Source organism: Mucilaginibacter sp., from assembly GCF_039921305.1.
In the GTDB taxonomy this organism is placed as follows: Bacteria; Bacteroidota; Bacteroidia; order Sphingobacteriales; family Sphingobacteriaceae; genus Mucilaginibacter.
This window is the reverse complement of sequence record NZ_JBDSCA010000025.1, coordinates 105,149-121,087: the sequence shown is the minus strand read 5'-3', so window position 1 is coordinate 121,087 and position 15,939 is coordinate 105,149. Positions and strand designations below refer to the sequence as shown.

Sequence of the window (15,939 nt, the reverse complement as noted above, 5' to 3'; positions counted from 1 at the left end):
TTAACGTTAATATAAATAAATTGAAAAAAATAATAATAGCCGTATTGTGTATAATTTCGATGAGTGCACACGCTCAAATTGTTGACAGTATAAAAAAGGATCTGCTAACCGCTCCCGATACGGTGAAGCACCTGCACAGTAAATTCCTGTCGCTCGTTCCGCCCGCAGCCCTGATCACTTATGGTGGCATATCATTCGCTATTCCGGCTTTACGCAGATTAGATTATTCTATCAATAACGAGATCCTTAAAACCGACCCCGGCTTCAGCTCTGCAAAAACCGAGAACTATTTCCAGTTTGCTCCGGTAATTTTGGTGTATGGTTTAAACTTTGTGGGTGTATCCGGCAAGAATACCTTTCTTGATCGTACCATATTACTCGGCATATCGGGTGGCTTTGTAAGCATCATGACAAGCACACTTAAGCACACTACCAACCGGCTACGGCCAAATAGTGCCGATTATCTCTCCTTCCCATCCGGCCATACTTCCACCGCTTTCGCGGGAGCAGAATTTATGGCGCAGGAATACTCCGAAAAATCGCCGTGGTATGGTGTAGTGGGTTATACTATAGCCACAACAACGGGCATCTTCCGCCTCTATAATCACGATCATTGGTTTAGCGATGTTGTGGCCGGGGCTGGTTTCGGTATCATATCAACCAAACTGGCTTACCTGGTTTACCCCTACCTGCGTAATGCTTTAACACGTACCGATAAGAAAGGCAAAAGCAGTATGCTGGTTCCAACTTACCAGGATGGTATGGCGGGCTTTACATTTGCTATGCAACTGTAAAGACATCGGGCTAAAACTTAATCATCTCATAATTTAAAATTAAGTTTTGCTAAACTTATGCTGGCGATATTGTTATTCAATTAAAATACAAAAGCCATGAAAACAGAAACAGCAGAATTATTGGATTACAACGAAGCTATTGATCCGATTGAAGGTGACGAAGAAACTACTTATACCGACGATGATCTGGATACTGAAAGTGAAGATGACCAGCACGAAATTCAAGTAGGGAACAGCATTAACGAACCCGATGCCGAAGACGCCGATCTTGGCCCCACAGAAGCCAACCTGCCCGATGATGAGTCGACAGATGATGACGAGTAAAGGTTAAAGCTTACTATAAACCTTAAACAAAGGGCACAGTAAATGTATATTACTGTGCCCTTTGTTATTATGCAAACTAAATACAGACATGAGTGTTATTGTATTATCAAATAACAATAAACACAGATCATGAAAAAGCTAAAATTATTAATAATACCCGCCCTATTGGTTTCAGTACAGTTAATGGCACAAACCAAAACATCGAGCGATGGCTCAGTTGGCAAAACCATTAACAAAATAGGCAATAAAACAGCGCAAGTAGCTGTAAAAGGTGCATCGGTAATTACCGACAAGGTGTATCGCGATAAACGCGGACCAGGTGGCCAAACCGTATACATCAACAAACACTCTCACTACTATTACGTAAACGGCCGTGGCAAAAAGGTTTACATCACCAAAGCCCAAATGAAAAACGAAAAAGAGGATTAATAAACTTATTCCATTTAATAATAAAGCCTGCAACTTGAGAAGTTTGCGGGCTTTGTTATTTAATTGATAATTGCGACTTTGGTAATTGCTACCTGATCGCCGGTACTTCCAAATATAGTATGAGCCTTGTTTGACCATTGGCTATGGGCACCTAACACCTTAATTATTAAAGTGTACGCCGATTTAACCAATATCGGACTTACATATTTGATACCCGTGTTCGGATTTTTGCTATAGAAGTCAATAGTAGCTGTAGCGATAATCTTTTTGTTCTTATCAAGCAAATCAACTTTAGCATAGCCACCGTTCAATGAATTGTAACCGTATAGTTTGATCTGGCTACCTGTAAAATTAATATTCATTTGAGCTCCTTCGGCGGCCGATACATTCATAACTTCTACAGCATCATTTTTACCCGGCCCATCCCATTTACCTTGATAGCTTATTTGCTTTTTACCCGCATAAACTATAGCCTTATTTTCAAACTTATCCGTTCCCCACTGAGCTGTGGATAAATTCAGCTTCCAGGCATCAATAAATTGAGGAATAGCTATCGAGCTCTCCGATACCTTAAGAGGTTGCCAAACATACGTTGCCGCGCTGCCCTGCCGCGGGTACGACCACCTGTCGCCCATAAACATATACGTTGTGTCTTTCTTAATACCAGGTAAGGGCAAAACAAATGTTGTTTGCGAATCCCAGGTCAGCTTTTTATCTGGTGCAAAATACCCCCGGCTTATCCATGGTCCTTTTAAGGAATTTGCCGTGAAGTAAAAGTTATCGTTCCGCTCCCAGCTTGTGCGGGAAGAGGCCAGCCAGAAATAAGTATTATTCGCTTTAAATACTGCCGGCGATTCCGATTCCGGCGTCATGTCCTTTAGCACCTGCTCAGTTACGCTGTGATAATCATTAGCTAACTTAAATATATTGCCGCCATGTATCAACACATAGCCGGATCCATCGCCATCCTGAAAGGTGCCCATATCCCACTTTTTGATGGGCTTACCGTTAAAAAGCAGCGGTCCCATTAAGGTATAATCACCGGTAATGGTTGCCGAAATTGCATAGGCTATATAAGGGTCTTTATAACCTAGATTATCGGCATGCATAAATAAAATAAACTCCCCGGTTAAAGGGCATTTCATTACTTTAACCCGTTCACCAACACGGTTAGGTCCCAATATACCATCTTGTTGTATTTTAAGAACCTGGTTTTCAAATTTCCAGTTATATAGATCGGCAGATGAGTAACAATTGAAAGCCGTAAACGCGTTATTCGTATCAGAATGGCATTCACCAATTAAATAAAATCTTCCATTCTCTTTAATGATATTGGCTCCGTGCGCATTAACAATATTTCCATGGTCATCAAACCACGGTACGCCCGAGTAAATAGCATTGTATTGAACATTTGTAACACCTTGCCCAAGGCAGTATCTATTACCAACATAAAAAAACAGAGCGAGGCATAAGATATATTTGACATTACCCATGCACAAATATGCATAAGTAATATCAAATTAAACCCTGGTCAACAAAAGATGCCCAGCCAAAGCCGGGCACCATATAAATCAAATTCTTTCGGACTTTCCGTCTTTCCAGACTTCCGGACTACCTACAATCCCAAATCCTTCATCACCACCTCAATCTTCTTATCCAAAACAGCTTCAGTTTCGGCAAAGGCATTTTTATTAGCCAGCTTAGTATTCACGCTGCAATAAAATTTGATCTTAGGCTCAGTACCCGATGGGCGTGCCGAAACCACGGTACCATCCTCGCTGATGAATTGTAGCACATCGCTCTTTGGCAGATCGATAGGTTTGGTGGTATTGGTATCCAGGTCGGTTTCAACACGGAACTCATAATCCTTTAAAGCGATAACCTTTGAGCCACCCAAAGTTTTAGGCGGGTTGTTGCGGTATTGTTCCATCATCGCTTTAATTTCCTGCGCGCCGCTTTGTCCTTTTTTGGTGATGGATATTAAGGTTTCTTTGTAAAAACCGTATTCCAGGTAAGTTTCAACCAGAGCCTCAAACAAGCTGCTGCCTTTATCTTTGTAAAAGGCCGTCATCTCGGCAATAAACGCGCCCGATACAATGGCATCCTTATCACGCACAAACTCACCTATCAGGTAGCCGTAGCTTTCTTCGCCACCACCAATAAAGGTTTCTTTGCCGCTTAACTGGGTCATTAATTCGCCAATGTATTTAAAGCCGGTCAGCGTGTTAAAAAACTTAACGCCTTTGGCATTGGCAATCTGTTCTATCAGGTTACTGGTTACAATGGTTTTAACAATATATTCTTTGCCAGTGAGTTTACCCCGCTCCTGCCAGGCGGTAAGCAGGTAGTTGATCAGTAAGCTGCCGGTTTGGTTACCGTTAAGCAATACCCATTCGCCCGCGGTATTTTTTACGGCTATGCCTACACGGTCGGCATCCGGGTCGGTTGCCAATACTAAGTCGGCATCTATTTCTTTAGCCTTTTTCATGGCTAAGGTAAGGGCTTCTTTTTCTTCGGGGTTAGGGTAAATTACGGTTGGGAAGTTACCATCTGGAGTGGCCTGCTCTTCAACTATAGTAACGTTGTTAAAACCAAATTGCGCTAAAGCTTTAGGCATCAAAGTAATACCCGTACCATGTATAGGCGAGTAAACTATCTTAAGGTCTTTCTGACGTTTAATAGCCTCCGGCGATACCGAAAGTGTGGTAATGGCATCCAGATAAAGCTTATCTATCTCTTCGCCTATTAATTCAATATTAGCTTCAACGCGGTTAAATTTAATATCATCAACACTGGCTATAGCGGCAACCTCATCCATCACAGCTACATCCTCCGGCGATACAAACTGACCGCCATCGGCACCGTAAGCCTTGTAACCATTATACTCTTTAGGGTTATGCGAAGCCGTGATCATCACCCCACTCTTGCAACCCAAATGCCGTATCGCGAAAGAAAGTTCCGGCGTAGGCCTCAACTCCTTAAAAAAGTAAACATGGACATCATTAGCCGAAAACACCTCGGCAGTAATGCGGGCAAACAGATCAGAATTATTACGACTATCGTGAGATATGGCAACTTTAACCTTTTCGCCAGGATAGGTTTTCTTTAAGTGATTACACAAACCCTGCGTAGCCGCGCCAATAGTATATTTATTAATCCGGTTTGAGCCCGGACCCATAGTACCACGTAAACCGCCGGTGCCGAACTCAAGGTCGCGGTAAAACGAATCGGTTATTTCGGTATAAGCTTTATCATCAAGCAGTTTTTGTATTTGTTGTTTAACGCCGGCATCGTAGTTACCATTGAGCCATGTATTCACTTTCTGTTGAACAGAAGCATCTAATTCCTGCATATGTATTTATTATTAATGTTTGATCTATGTTGCTTTATGCTAACAAATATGCTAATAAAAAGTTGTGGTGCATTAATTGAATCAATATTATTTGAGATAAAAATTGAATATAAGGGTAACAAATTAACAGGATGATTGATATAAACACATCAGCAAATTAAGGGATTGATAACGCTGATCATTTCTTTGCTGGCCCCGCGATGGGGCCGCAGAGATTTTTTTGTTTAATAACATTACCATAGCCTGTAGCCTTGGGTAATAGTTATATTTGCAATTCGGTTCAAAATAGTTAAAGTAATTTTTAGCCCTAACCGTTAACTCAAACAAATCAACCTTTTTACAAATGGATAAAAAGCCCGGCATACTCACGTTGCTCAAACCTTACCGGGGTTTAGTGCTGCTATTATTAATATTCACCCTTTTTGGTAATGCCATTAACTTACTGTTACCCAAAATCATATCAAACAGCATTGATGCTTTTACGCATGGCACCTTTGTTTTCAACCCCATATTGATTGAGTTTAGCGTTGCTGTTGGAGCCATATTTATATTTACCTATTTGCAAAGCGTTATTCAAACCTATGCCTCGGAGCGCGTTGCACGCGATTTGCGAACCCGCCTGTCTGACAAAATATCCAAGCAAAACAATGCCTTTATCGAAACCGCAAACCCATCCAAACTGTTAACCAACTTAACTACCGATGTTGATTCCATTAAGCTTTTCATATCACAAGCCATTGTATCTATCGTATCGTCGTTGTTTATCATTATCGGTTCAAGTGTATTGCTGCTTACCATTAACTGGCAACTGGCACTTTGTGTAATCGCTATTATCCCGATAATCGGTTTCACATTCTACACCGTATTAAAAAAGGTAAGGGCCATTTTTATCCAAAGCCGCGCCGTTATTGATTGGCTGAACAAGGTAATTAACGAAAGCATTTTAGGTTCGGCCATTATCCGGGTGGTTAACTCGCAACAACTGGAATACAATAAATTTTTGGCGGCCAATACCAAAGCCCGCGATTTCGGCTTGCAGATCCTCACACTTTTCGCCGGGCTAATTCCGGTGATTACCTTCTCGGCCAATATGGCGGTGTTGAGTATTTTAGCATTAGGTGGTCATTTTGTGATCACAGGCAGCATGAGTCTGGGCGATTTCGCGGCTTTCAATAGTTATTTATCTATGCTCATCTTCCCCATATTGATTATTGGTTTTATGAGCAATGTGATAGCACAAGCCACGGCATCATACGAGCGTATCCGCATAGTGATTGAAAGCCCGGAACTGGAAGAACCCGGTACCATTACCGATATCGTTCGTGGTGATATTGAATTGAAAGACGTAAACGTTTTGTACGGACAAAAACCCGTATTGAGAGATATCTCCTTTGCCATTAAAGCCGGGACACGTACCGCGGTTATTGGCCCAACCGCGGCAGGTAAAACACAACTACTTTATCTCTTGACGGGATTGATCAAAGCCAATAGCGGTATAGTTGAACTGGACGGCCATAATGTTGATGAGTACAATACCCAGGCTTTCCATAGCCAGGTGGGTTTTGTATTTCAGGATAGCATTATTTTTAATATGAGCATCCGCGAGAACATTGCTTTTAGTGATACTGTTACCGATGAATCACTGCAAAAAGCGATAGATACTGCCGAACTGCGCGAGTTTATTGATGCCCTACCGGAGAAGTTGAGCACCATCGTTTCTGAACGTGGTTCAAGCCTTTCGGGCGGACAAAAACAGCGCATTATGTTAGCGCGTGCCTTAGCCATAAATCCGAAGGTTTTATTACTGGATGATTTTACTGCCCGGGTTGATAACAATACCGAAAAGAAAATATTAGAAAACATTGAGAAAAATTACCCCGGCTTAACGCTGCTATCGGTAACGCAAAAAATTGCAGCCGTTGAGCATTACGATCAGATCATTTTACTGATGCAGGGCGAGATTATCGCCAGCGGTAAGCACGAGCAACTGGTACAAACCAGTCCGGAATATATCCAACTGTTTAATTCACAACAAAGCACCAGCAACTATGAATTACGACCTGAATAAGCTATCAGAACAGCAGAAGAAAAACTCTACCTATGCCGCGCTGAAAAGCTTGTTAAAGCTCATAGCGCACGAGCGGAAGAACCTGCTTATCGCCATGGTGTTTATCCTGGTTAACTCAACAATTAACCTGCTTGGCCCATTTTTAGTGGGGCATACTATTGATAAATACATTCAGCACAAGCAATACCACGGTGTATTGGTATTTTCGGGCATACTGTTAGGCATGTATTTGATAGGCTTATGCACCAGCTACTTCCAAACCAAATTGATGGGAAGCGTGGGCCAGCGCCTGCTATTTACCTTACGTAACTCCATATTTAACAAACTACAACAGTTACCGGTAGCTTTCTTTAACGCCAACAAAGCCGGCGATCTGATATCGCGCGTTAATAACGATACCGATAAGCTTAACACTTTCTTTTCGCAATCGCTGATGCAATTTGTGGGTAGCATTGCTATCATGATTGGCGCAGGTATTTTCTTGCTTTGTATTAACGTGAAACTTGGTGCTGCTGCATTGGTGCCTGGTGTATTGATACTGCTGTTTACACAGATCGTATCCCCATGGGTGAAACGCAAAAACGCCATCAACTTAAAAAGCACAGGCGGCATGAGCGCCGAAATTCAGGAAAGCCTGAATAACTTCCGTGTCATCATCGCATTTAACCGCCGCGATTATTTCCGTAAACGTTTTGACGAGGCCAATCAGCAAAATTATAGCACTGCTATTGGCGCGGGATTAGCCAACAACTTACTGCTGCCGGTTTACAGCATGCTCTCCAGTTTCGGTACGCTCATCGTTTTAACCTATGGTATTTACCTCATCTCAATCGGCGAATTTAGCGTGGGGTTATTAGTGAGTTATTTAGCCTATGTTACCAACTTTTACAACCCTTTAAGGCAGTTAGCTTCGCTATGGACCAGTTTCCAGGTGGCAATGGCTGGCTGGGACCGGATCGCCCAGATATTATCATTAGAAGCTGATCTGCCGATCATCGAACCAAAATATCCCGAAACATCAACCGCGTTGGTAGAATTTAGAAACGTAAAATTCGGCTATCAGGATGGTACCGAAATACTGCATAATGTATCACTTACTTTAGAACGTGGTAAAACCTACGCCTTTGTTGGCCCTACTGGTGGCGGTAAAACTACCACAGCTTCGCTTATTGCGAGGTTATACGACCCAACATCGGGCACAGTATTATTGGATGGAAAAGATATCCGCAGCTACCAGCCCGAAGAACGCTCTAAAAAAGTAGGCTTTATTTTGCAGGAACCTTTTTTGTTCACTGGAACGGTTAAAGAAAACATTTTGTACGGTAACGAGCAATATGCAGACTATAGCAATGAGCAACTCGAAGTTGTAATTAAGGAGGCCAATTTGGAAAGCCTGCTTACTATTTTTGAAACAGGATTAGAAACCAAAGTAACATCCGGAGGCGATGGCATTAGTCTTGGTCAAAAGCAATTGATAGCCTTTATGCGTGCTGTTTTGCGCAATCCGGAAGTATTGATATTAGACGAAGCAACCGCCAACATTGATACGGTAACTGAGCAGCTTTTGGGCGATATTTTAAACAAGCTATCGGCTAATACAACCCGTATTATTATAGCTCACCGTTTAAATACTATTGAGAATGCCGACGAAATATTCTTTGTAAATGCCGGCGAGGTGATACCGGCAGGTTCGTTTAACGACGCGCTGGATAAATTATTGAGTGGTAAACGGGTAAGCTGATCTTAACAAAAATTTCTTTTTATTTTGCTGTTGTGAAATCCTAATTTACTACAAAATTGTTGTCGAACTTTGATGAAGATTTAATTGTAGATCCATTTAAGTTTCAACGGCATTGAAAATATTAATTATTGAAGATGAACCCGGTTTGCTGGAAAGTATTGAAGATTACTTTACCGAAGCAGGGAACGTTTGCGAAACCGCTACAGATTATCATTCGGCTATAGCCAAGGTTAGCTTGTACAGCTATGATTGCATTTTGCTGGATATTACCCTGCCTGATGGTAATGGCTTAAACATTCTGAAATATTTAAAGGAGCATAACAAAACCGATGGCGTATTGATCATATCGGCTAAAAACTCGTTGGATGATAAACTTCAGGGTTTAGATCTGGGTGCCGATGATTACCTGGTTAAACCCTTTCACTTATCCGAATTAAAGGCGCGTGTAACAGCTATTATCCGCCGCAAGGCATTTAGCGGCAGCAATGTTTTGATATTTAACGAAATCAATATTGATTTGCAGGCTAAAGAGGTTAAGGTTAATAACCAGCCCATCAAATTTACACGGAAAGAGTATGCGCTGCTGCTTTACTTTTTTGCCAACAAGGGCAAGGTAGTATCTAAAAACGCCATTGCCGAACACCTTTGGGGCGATGCCGCCGATATGGCTGATAATTTTGATTTTATCTATTCGCACGTAAAAAATGTGCGTAAAAAACTGGAAGAAGCCGGCAGTAAAGATTATATAAAAGCCGCCTATGGCATGGGTTATAAATTAGCAGATATATGAAACTGTTTACCCATTACAACCGTGTAAACCTGCTTACAACCATTATTGTACTGTTTATTACGGGTGCTATTTATTATGGGGCCATCAGTTATATTTTGAACCATCAGGTTGATAAAGATATTAGAACCGAAGAAGCCGAAACCTTAGATTATATTAAGGAACATAATACTTTGCCCGAAGCTATAGATTCCAAGTATTTAACTGTTACCTATTTGCAGGTTAACCAACCGGTAGAGCGTCGTTTTTCGAATGCTGATTTTTACAACAAAAAAGAGGGCGAAAAGGAATCTGGCAGGGCGCTAATAACTTCGGCTGTGGTTAACGGCCGTATATACCAGGTTACCATTTCCGAATCAAAAGTTGAAACTGAAGATCTGATCCGGATAGTTTTTGGTATTACCATAGGGGTTATTTTGTTTTTGCTGCTTGTATTATTTATTACTAACCGCTTTATTTTAAACAGGATATGGAAACCATTTTATGGCACACTACATCAACTACGTGCATTTAGTTTGAACGATGGCAACGATGTATCGGCCCAACCTTCAAAAATTGATGAATTTAACGAGTTGAACCAGGCAGTAGAGCATATGAGTGCCAGGGTAAAACGGGATTATAAAGATCTGAAAGCTTTTACCGAGAATGCATCGCACGAGTTGCTCACGCCGATAGCTGTTATTAATTCTAAAATGGACTCGTTGATTCAAACTGGCGAATATAATGAGCAGCAAAGTAAATTGCTTGATGATGTTTATGATGCCGTATCGCGGTTAACGCGCTTAAACCAATCGCTTTTGTTATTGGTTAAAATAGAGAATAAACTGGTTACCGATAACGAGATTATTCATTTAAAGCCTTTGATTGAGGAAAAGATAAGTGAGTTTAAAGAGCTTTTCCATGATAAACAACTCGTTTTTACATGCGAGATGACCGATAAACAGGTTACCACCAGCAGGTATTTGATCGAAATTTTATTGAACAACCTATTAAGCAATGCCATGCGCCATAATTACCAGAATGGTGAGATCAATGTGTTATTAACCAACACAAAATTAATGATACAAAATACCGGTACCGAAAACGCTTTGCCCCAAAACGAAATATATAAACGGTTTAATAAATCGGCATCATCCGAAGGAACGGGACTGGGTTTAACCATTTGTAAGCAGATATGTGATAACTATGGCTATCAGCTAAATTATAGTTACGATACATTATATCATTCATTCACAATTTTATTTAATCAGCAATAAACAAAAACCATGAAAAAAGTATTTTCGGTCCTTTTAGGATTATTATTGATCACTGCTGCAACAGTTAATGCACAGGATAAGCAGTATGTATTGGATAAAAAGATAAGTTTGCCGGGTGATGGTGGGTATGATTATCTTTCCATAGATAAAGTAAACAACCGCCTGTATGTTTCGCACGGAACGGCGGTTAATGTGGTTGATCTGGCTACCGAAAAAGTTATCGGCACTATTGATGGCATGGTAGGTGTTCATGGTATAGCTATTGATAACAAGGTGAACAAGGGATTTATTAGCGATGGCCGTGGAAACGCCGCTGTAGCTTTTGATTTAAAAACCTTAGCAAAGGTTGCAACTATCCCATTGAGCAACAAAGGTGCCGATGCACTTATGTATGATGCTTTTAGCGATAAAGTATATGTTTTTAATGGCGATAGCAACAACTCGTCGGTAGTTGATCCGAATACTTTAAAGCAGGTGGGCACCATCGCATTAAGCGGCGCGCCTGAGTTTGCGGTAAGTAACGGTAAAGGATTAATTTATAATAATCTTGAAGATAAAAACAGCCTGGATGTGATCGATACCAAAACTCAAAAGGTAATTAAAAACTACCCATTAGCACCTTGTGGCGGCCCAACCGGTTTGGCTTTGGACGAGAAGAACCAGCGCCTGTTCACTGTTTGCCGTGAGAACAAAGGCATGACCGTTATTGATGCTACAAATGGTAAAGTTATCACTACAATAGCGATTGGCGCTGGTGTTGATGCTGTTGCTTATGATGCGGAAACTAAACTGATACTGATATCAAACGGTGATGCCACTACTACCATTATCAAACAAGTATCGGCAAACGAATATAAAGTGGTGCAGACTTTAACTACCCAAATTAGGGCTAAAACCTTAGCTCTGGATACCAAAACGCATAAAATTTATTTGAGCGTTGCCGAATTTGAGAAAGGCACGCGCAAAGCTTTATCCGGTACTTTTACGGTGCTGGTTTATAAGTTGCAGTAAAATATTCTCTTTTGATGTCATTTCGACGAGGTACGAGGAGAAATCTTTTACGTATGATAAGTCTACAGCAGATCAAGCACACGCAAAAGATTTCTCACTATCGTTCGAAATGACATTTTTTATTGGTCGGTTTTCCCAAAAAATTACCTATTTTTGCCCAAATCCACCCAGGTAATGCTAAATCCAATATTACTCGACGGCCAGAAATTCCAGATCACCATTCAACGCCTTTGCAGGCAATTGATAGAAAACCATAACGATTTTTCAAATTCTGTTATCATTGGGATACAGCCGCGCGGCCGGTATCTGGCCAAACGTATTGCCGAAGAGTTACGTAAAATACTTCCGGAAAAAACCATTCAACAGGGCGATCTGGATATTACTTTTTTCCGCGATGATTTTCGCAGGCGCGAATCGCCGTTAGTACCTAACCAAACCAAGATAGATTTTATTGTTGAAGGCAAAAAAGTAATCATGATAGATGATGTACTTTGGACAGGCCGTACCATACGCGCCGCAATGGATGCCATGCTGGCCTTTGGGCGCCCGCAAAAAGTAGAATTATTGGTACTGGTTGACAGACGTTATTCGCGCGACCTGCCTGTAGCGGCTGATTATATTGGTATTGAAGTTGACTCCATCGCATCGCAAAAAGTAGTGGTGAGTTGGAAAGAAACAGACGGAGAAGATAAGATAGTGTTATTATCAGATGTAAAATAAAAGATTCGTCATTGCTTATGTAGAGATTGCTTCGTTCCTCGCAATGACGATTTGGTAAGATATAAAGAAAACAATGCATACATTAAGCACCCGCCATTTATTAGGAATCAAGGATCTGAATAAAAAAGATATTGAACTGATATTTGAAACAGCCGATACTTTTAAAGATGTTTTAAACCGTCCGATAAAAAAAGTACCGTCGTTGCGGGATGTTACTATCGCCAATATATTTTTTGAGAATTCTACCCGTACACGTTTATCGTTTGAGCTAGCTCAAAAACGCCTTTCGGCAGATGTGGTGAATTTCGCGGCATCATCGTCATCGGTAAGCAAGGGCGAAACGCTGATCGACACCGTAAACAACATACTGGCCATGAAGGTTGATATGGTGGTAATGCGCCACCCTTATGCAGGGGCAGGAATATTTTTATCCAAACATGTAAAGGCCCAAATAGTAAACGCTGGTGACGGCGCGCACGAACATCCTACCCAAGCCTTGCTCGATGCTTTCTCCATCCGCGAAAAATATGGTGAGGTTGCGGGCAAAAAAGTGGTTATTGTGGGTGATATTTTACACTCGCGGGTTGCCTTATCCAACATACTTTGCTTAAAACAATTAGGCGCCGAAGTTATGGTTTGCGGCCCCACAACGCTGATCCCTAAATTTATTGGATCGTTAGGTGTTAAGGTTGAACATGACCTGAGAAAAGCTCTGAATTGGTGCGATGTAGCCAATATGCTCCGCATCCAGTTAGAGCGTCAGGACATTAAGTATTTCCCATCGTTACGGGAATACACCATGCTTTATGGTTTGAATAAAACCATATTAGATTCGCTAGATAAAGAGATCACGGTAATGCACCCCGGGCCTATTAACCGTGGGGTTGAGATCACCAGCGATGTTGCAGATAGCAAGCAATCTATTATTCTTGACCAAGTTGAGAATGGGGTTGCTGTGCGAATGGCTGTGTTGTATTTACTGGCCGGGCAAACGCAGTAAATAAGCTTATGAGAATAAAGTATTGTTTGCTATTCTCTGTCTTACTTACAATTTTTTCGTGTAAACAAAAAAACTACGACCAAAAAATTTTAGGCGAATGGAACCTTGCGTCAACCTCTTTTACTGAAAAAGGAAAAGAAACAGTAGACACCTTTAGAATGCAGCATTCCCTTAATGTGAGTGGATATCTGTTTGTCAAAAACAATGTTTGCATTAACAAAGCCGGGTATTTCGACTACAAAACCAAAAATGAAATTTGGAAGCCTAAAACCAAATATGAGTTAATCGGCAACAATCTAAATATATTTGACCCATCGGACCGCAAGTGGGTAAACTGGAAGATAGTTTCGTTAACGGATGACACATTGGTAATTAAAAAGAATGATAACGATACTGACAACCCTGTAAAATATCAATATATAAAACAGCATATTGCTCCCCTTAAAGCTGATTTTGCCGATGAAATAGTTTTATCGGCATACAGTACCTGGGGCATTAATCATGATATCATTATTAAACAAAACGGTGCTGTTTTATACCGTGGTTTTAACAGCAATAACAAGCTCGAATACTTAACTGCCAATATTAGTTTAGACAAGTTTATAAGCATTGAACAAGGTTTTGCCAAGGCGGATTTCCTCCGCTTAAAACATGATTATTCAACCAACGGTGCGGATGGATCAGAAGTAAGTATCAGTTTTGTCAAAGATGGAAAGATCATTAAATCAATTCATGATTATGAACGAAGCGGGCCATTCGAATTAGTTTGGGCTTATTTGCCCTTAGAGTATTTGCATGAACATCTCAAATTTAAACCTGTAGATGGCAAATTTTTAAGCCCAGACGTGCAACTTCCATTTTTTGAAAAAGGTAGCGATAGGGGTTTTATTAACTCGTCTGCAGGCTTTTATCTTTTGAGTTTAATCAGGAGTGGAAAGCTTACAAACAAAAAATTTCACCCAGAATACAGATTGAAATTTTATAAATCTGACAACTTATTAAAAATGGAAACTGATGGACAAATTTATCAAGCCAATTGGGAAGATGGAGGCCAAACCAGTTACGACATCGGATTCAACTTCATCAATAACAATCAGGATAAAATTGGCTTTATAAAAAATCTTGCAACAGGTCAGATTAAATTCCCTCCGCCACTACGAAAGTACTCCCACCCAAAAAAACCAAATCATCAATAGCAGCCGTATTTTTAGCTGATTGAAAAGCTGATTGAACATCCGGGTAAACATCACCATTCAAACCAAAACTTTGCGCTTGCAACTGCAAATTTTCGGCATCCAGCCCACGAGGGATGTTGGGTTTACAGAAATAGTAGGTGGCATCTTGCGGAAGCATACTCAACACTTTGCTGATATCTTTGTCGTTTACCATACCCATTACAAAATGCAGGTGCTTATATGGTGTTGCGGCTATATTTTTGAGTACTTCGGCAATACCTTCGGGGTTGTGCCCGGTATCGGCTATTACTAATGGGGAGTGGCTCAATATATCCCATCGGCCACGTAAGCCTGTGAGCGTTTTAACTTGCCTTAACGCTGTTTGAATATCCGCATCGGCTATGGTATAACCTTGCGATCTTAGCTCCTTTATAGCGCACAAAACCGCTTTTGCATTTTTGGCCTGGTAAGTACCGGACAGGTCGAGACGTATGTCGATATCGGCAGTGGGGAAATTCAGATCGGAGATATCTGAGAAATCAGTTTTGTGTAAGATTAAGTCGAGATAGTTATTTGAAGTTCCCCCATGTGTAATCTCGGCTTCAAACGCTTGTGAGGCGAAAGTGAGTTGGGCATTTTGTTGCTTTGCCTTCGCAATAAAAACTTCGGCGACTTCGGATTGGTATTCGCCTATGATAACCGGGATGTTGGGTTTAATGATACCGGCCTTCTCACCTGCTATTAATGGTAAAGTATCGCCCAATAAATTCATATGATCCCAGCCGATATTGGTGATGATGGAGAACAGCGGGGTAATAATATTGGTGGAATCTAATCTCCCGCCAAGGCCAACTTCGATGATGGCGATATCAACTTTTTCTTTAGCGAATACATCAAAGGCCAGGCCTACCGTCATTTCGAAAAACGAGGGTTGGATATCGTTAAAATCGGGCTGGTACTTTGCTACAAAATCAATAACGGTTTGCTCGGAGATCATCTCGCCGTTAACACGGATCCGCTCCCTGAAATCACATAAGTGAGGCGATGTATACAAACCGGTTTTATAACCCGCTGTTTGCAGCACTGCCGCCAGCATGTGCGATGTGGAACCCTTGCCGTTGGTACCGCCAACATGTATGGTTTTGAACTTGTTTTGAGGGTTATCTAACCGTTTACATAGCTCGATGGTGTTATCCAGATCTGCCTTGTATGCCGATGCCCCTACCCTGGTGAACATAGGGAGTTGTGTGTAAAGGTAGTTGAGGGTTTCGGGGTAGGTCAT

At 41.2% G+C, this 15,939-nt stretch carries 14 protein-coding genes; 11 read left to right on the top strand and 3 right to left on the bottom strand.

Features of this window, described 5'->3' with window-relative positions; translation table 11 throughout:
* The first annotated feature begins 20 nt into the window (after positions 1-20).
* The 3 genes from ABIN91_RS07475 (at position 21) to ABIN91_RS07465 (ending at position 1,547) form a co-directional block, all read left to right on the top strand.
* Positions 21-794, top strand: a complete 774-nt coding sequence (locus ABIN91_RS07475) for a phosphatase PAP2 family protein (protein WP_348050081.1) — start codon at positions 21-23, stop codon at positions 792-794.
* A gap of 96 nt (positions 795-890) precedes the next feature.
* A complete protein-coding gene (locus ABIN91_RS07470; protein ID WP_348050079.1) occupies positions 891-1,118 on the top strand; it encodes a hypothetical protein in 228 nt (75 codons plus the stop codon).
* A gap of 129 nt (positions 1,119-1,247) precedes the next feature.
* Entirely contained in the window at positions 1,248-1,547 is a 300-nt protein-coding gene (locus ABIN91_RS07465) for a hypothetical protein (RefSeq protein ID WP_348050077.1), read from the top strand.
* 59 nt (positions 1,548-1,606) lie between these two features.
* Here the strand turns inward: ABIN91_RS07465 and ABIN91_RS07460 are convergent, their stop codons facing one another.
* Together ABIN91_RS07460 and ABIN91_RS07455 are read right to left on the bottom strand one after the other, a co-directional pair.
* The gene (locus ABIN91_RS07460) at positions 1,607-3,040 is read right to left on the bottom strand and encodes a family 43 glycosylhydrolase (RefSeq protein WP_348050075.1); all 1,434 of its coding nucleotides are present in this window, start codon (positions 3,038-3,040) and stop codon (positions 1,607-1,609) included.
* Between the two features lie 122 nt (positions 3,041-3,162).
* Positions 3,163-4,899, bottom strand: coding sequence for a phospho-sugar mutase (locus ABIN91_RS07455; protein WP_348050073.1), 1,737 nt, complete (start codon positions 4,897-4,899; stop codon positions 3,163-3,165).
* A gap of 343 nt (positions 4,900-5,242) precedes the next feature.
* Here ABIN91_RS07455 and ABIN91_RS07450 point away from each other — a divergent pair, with 343 nt between their 5' ends.
* The 8 genes from ABIN91_RS07450 to ABIN91_RS07415 all read left to right on the top strand — a co-directional run bounded on the left by ABIN91_RS07450 (position 5,243) and on the right by ABIN91_RS07415 (position 14,678).
* Complete coding sequence (locus ABIN91_RS07450; RefSeq protein ID WP_348050071.1) at positions 5,243-6,967, top strand: ABC transporter ATP-binding protein; 1,725 nt, start codon at positions 5,243-5,245, stop codon at positions 6,965-6,967.
* A complete protein-coding gene (locus tag ABIN91_RS07445; RefSeq protein ID WP_348050069.1) occupies positions 6,948-8,708 on the top strand; it encodes an ABC transporter ATP-binding protein in 1,761 nt (586 codons plus the stop codon). Before ABIN91_RS07450 ends, ABIN91_RS07445 begins: the two co-directional genes overlap by 20 nt.
* Before the next feature lie 112 nt (positions 8,709-8,820).
* Entirely contained in the window at positions 8,821-9,498 is a 678-nt protein-coding gene (locus tag ABIN91_RS07440) for a response regulator transcription factor (protein ID WP_348050067.1), read from the top strand.
* Positions 9,495-10,751, top strand: a complete 1,257-nt coding sequence (locus ABIN91_RS07435) for a HAMP domain-containing sensor histidine kinase (protein ID WP_348050065.1) — start codon at positions 9,495-9,497, stop codon at positions 10,749-10,751. The genes ABIN91_RS07440 and ABIN91_RS07435 overlap by 4 nt, the downstream gene beginning before the upstream one ends.
* 9 nt (positions 10,752-10,760) lie before the next feature.
* Complete coding sequence (locus tag ABIN91_RS07430) at positions 10,761-11,762, top strand: hypothetical protein (protein WP_348050063.1); 1,002 nt, start codon at positions 10,761-10,763, stop codon at positions 11,760-11,762.
* Between the two features lie 174 nt (positions 11,763-11,936).
* Positions 11,937-12,482, top strand: a complete 546-nt coding sequence (pyrR, locus tag ABIN91_RS07425; protein ID WP_348050061.1) for a bifunctional pyr operon transcriptional regulator/uracil phosphoribosyltransferase PyrR — start codon at positions 11,937-11,939, stop codon at positions 12,480-12,482.
* 73 nt (positions 12,483-12,555) lie between these two features.
* A complete protein-coding gene (locus ABIN91_RS07420; RefSeq protein WP_348050059.1) occupies positions 12,556-13,482 on the top strand; it encodes an aspartate carbamoyltransferase catalytic subunit in 927 nt (308 codons plus the stop codon).
* A gap of 365 nt (positions 13,483-13,847) precedes the next feature.
* Positions 13,848-14,678 carry a hypothetical protein gene (locus ABIN91_RS07415; protein ID WP_348050057.1) on the top strand — a complete coding sequence of 277 codons (831 nt, stop codon included), beginning with the start codon at positions 13,848-13,850 and terminating at the stop codon, positions 14,676-14,678.
* Here the strand turns inward: ABIN91_RS07415 and ABIN91_RS07410 are convergent.
* Entirely contained in the window at positions 14,620-15,939 is a 1,320-nt protein-coding gene (locus ABIN91_RS07410; RefSeq protein WP_348050055.1) for a folylpolyglutamate synthase/dihydrofolate synthase family protein, read from the bottom strand. The two genes, ABIN91_RS07415 and ABIN91_RS07410, sit on opposite strands and share 59 nt — an antisense overlap.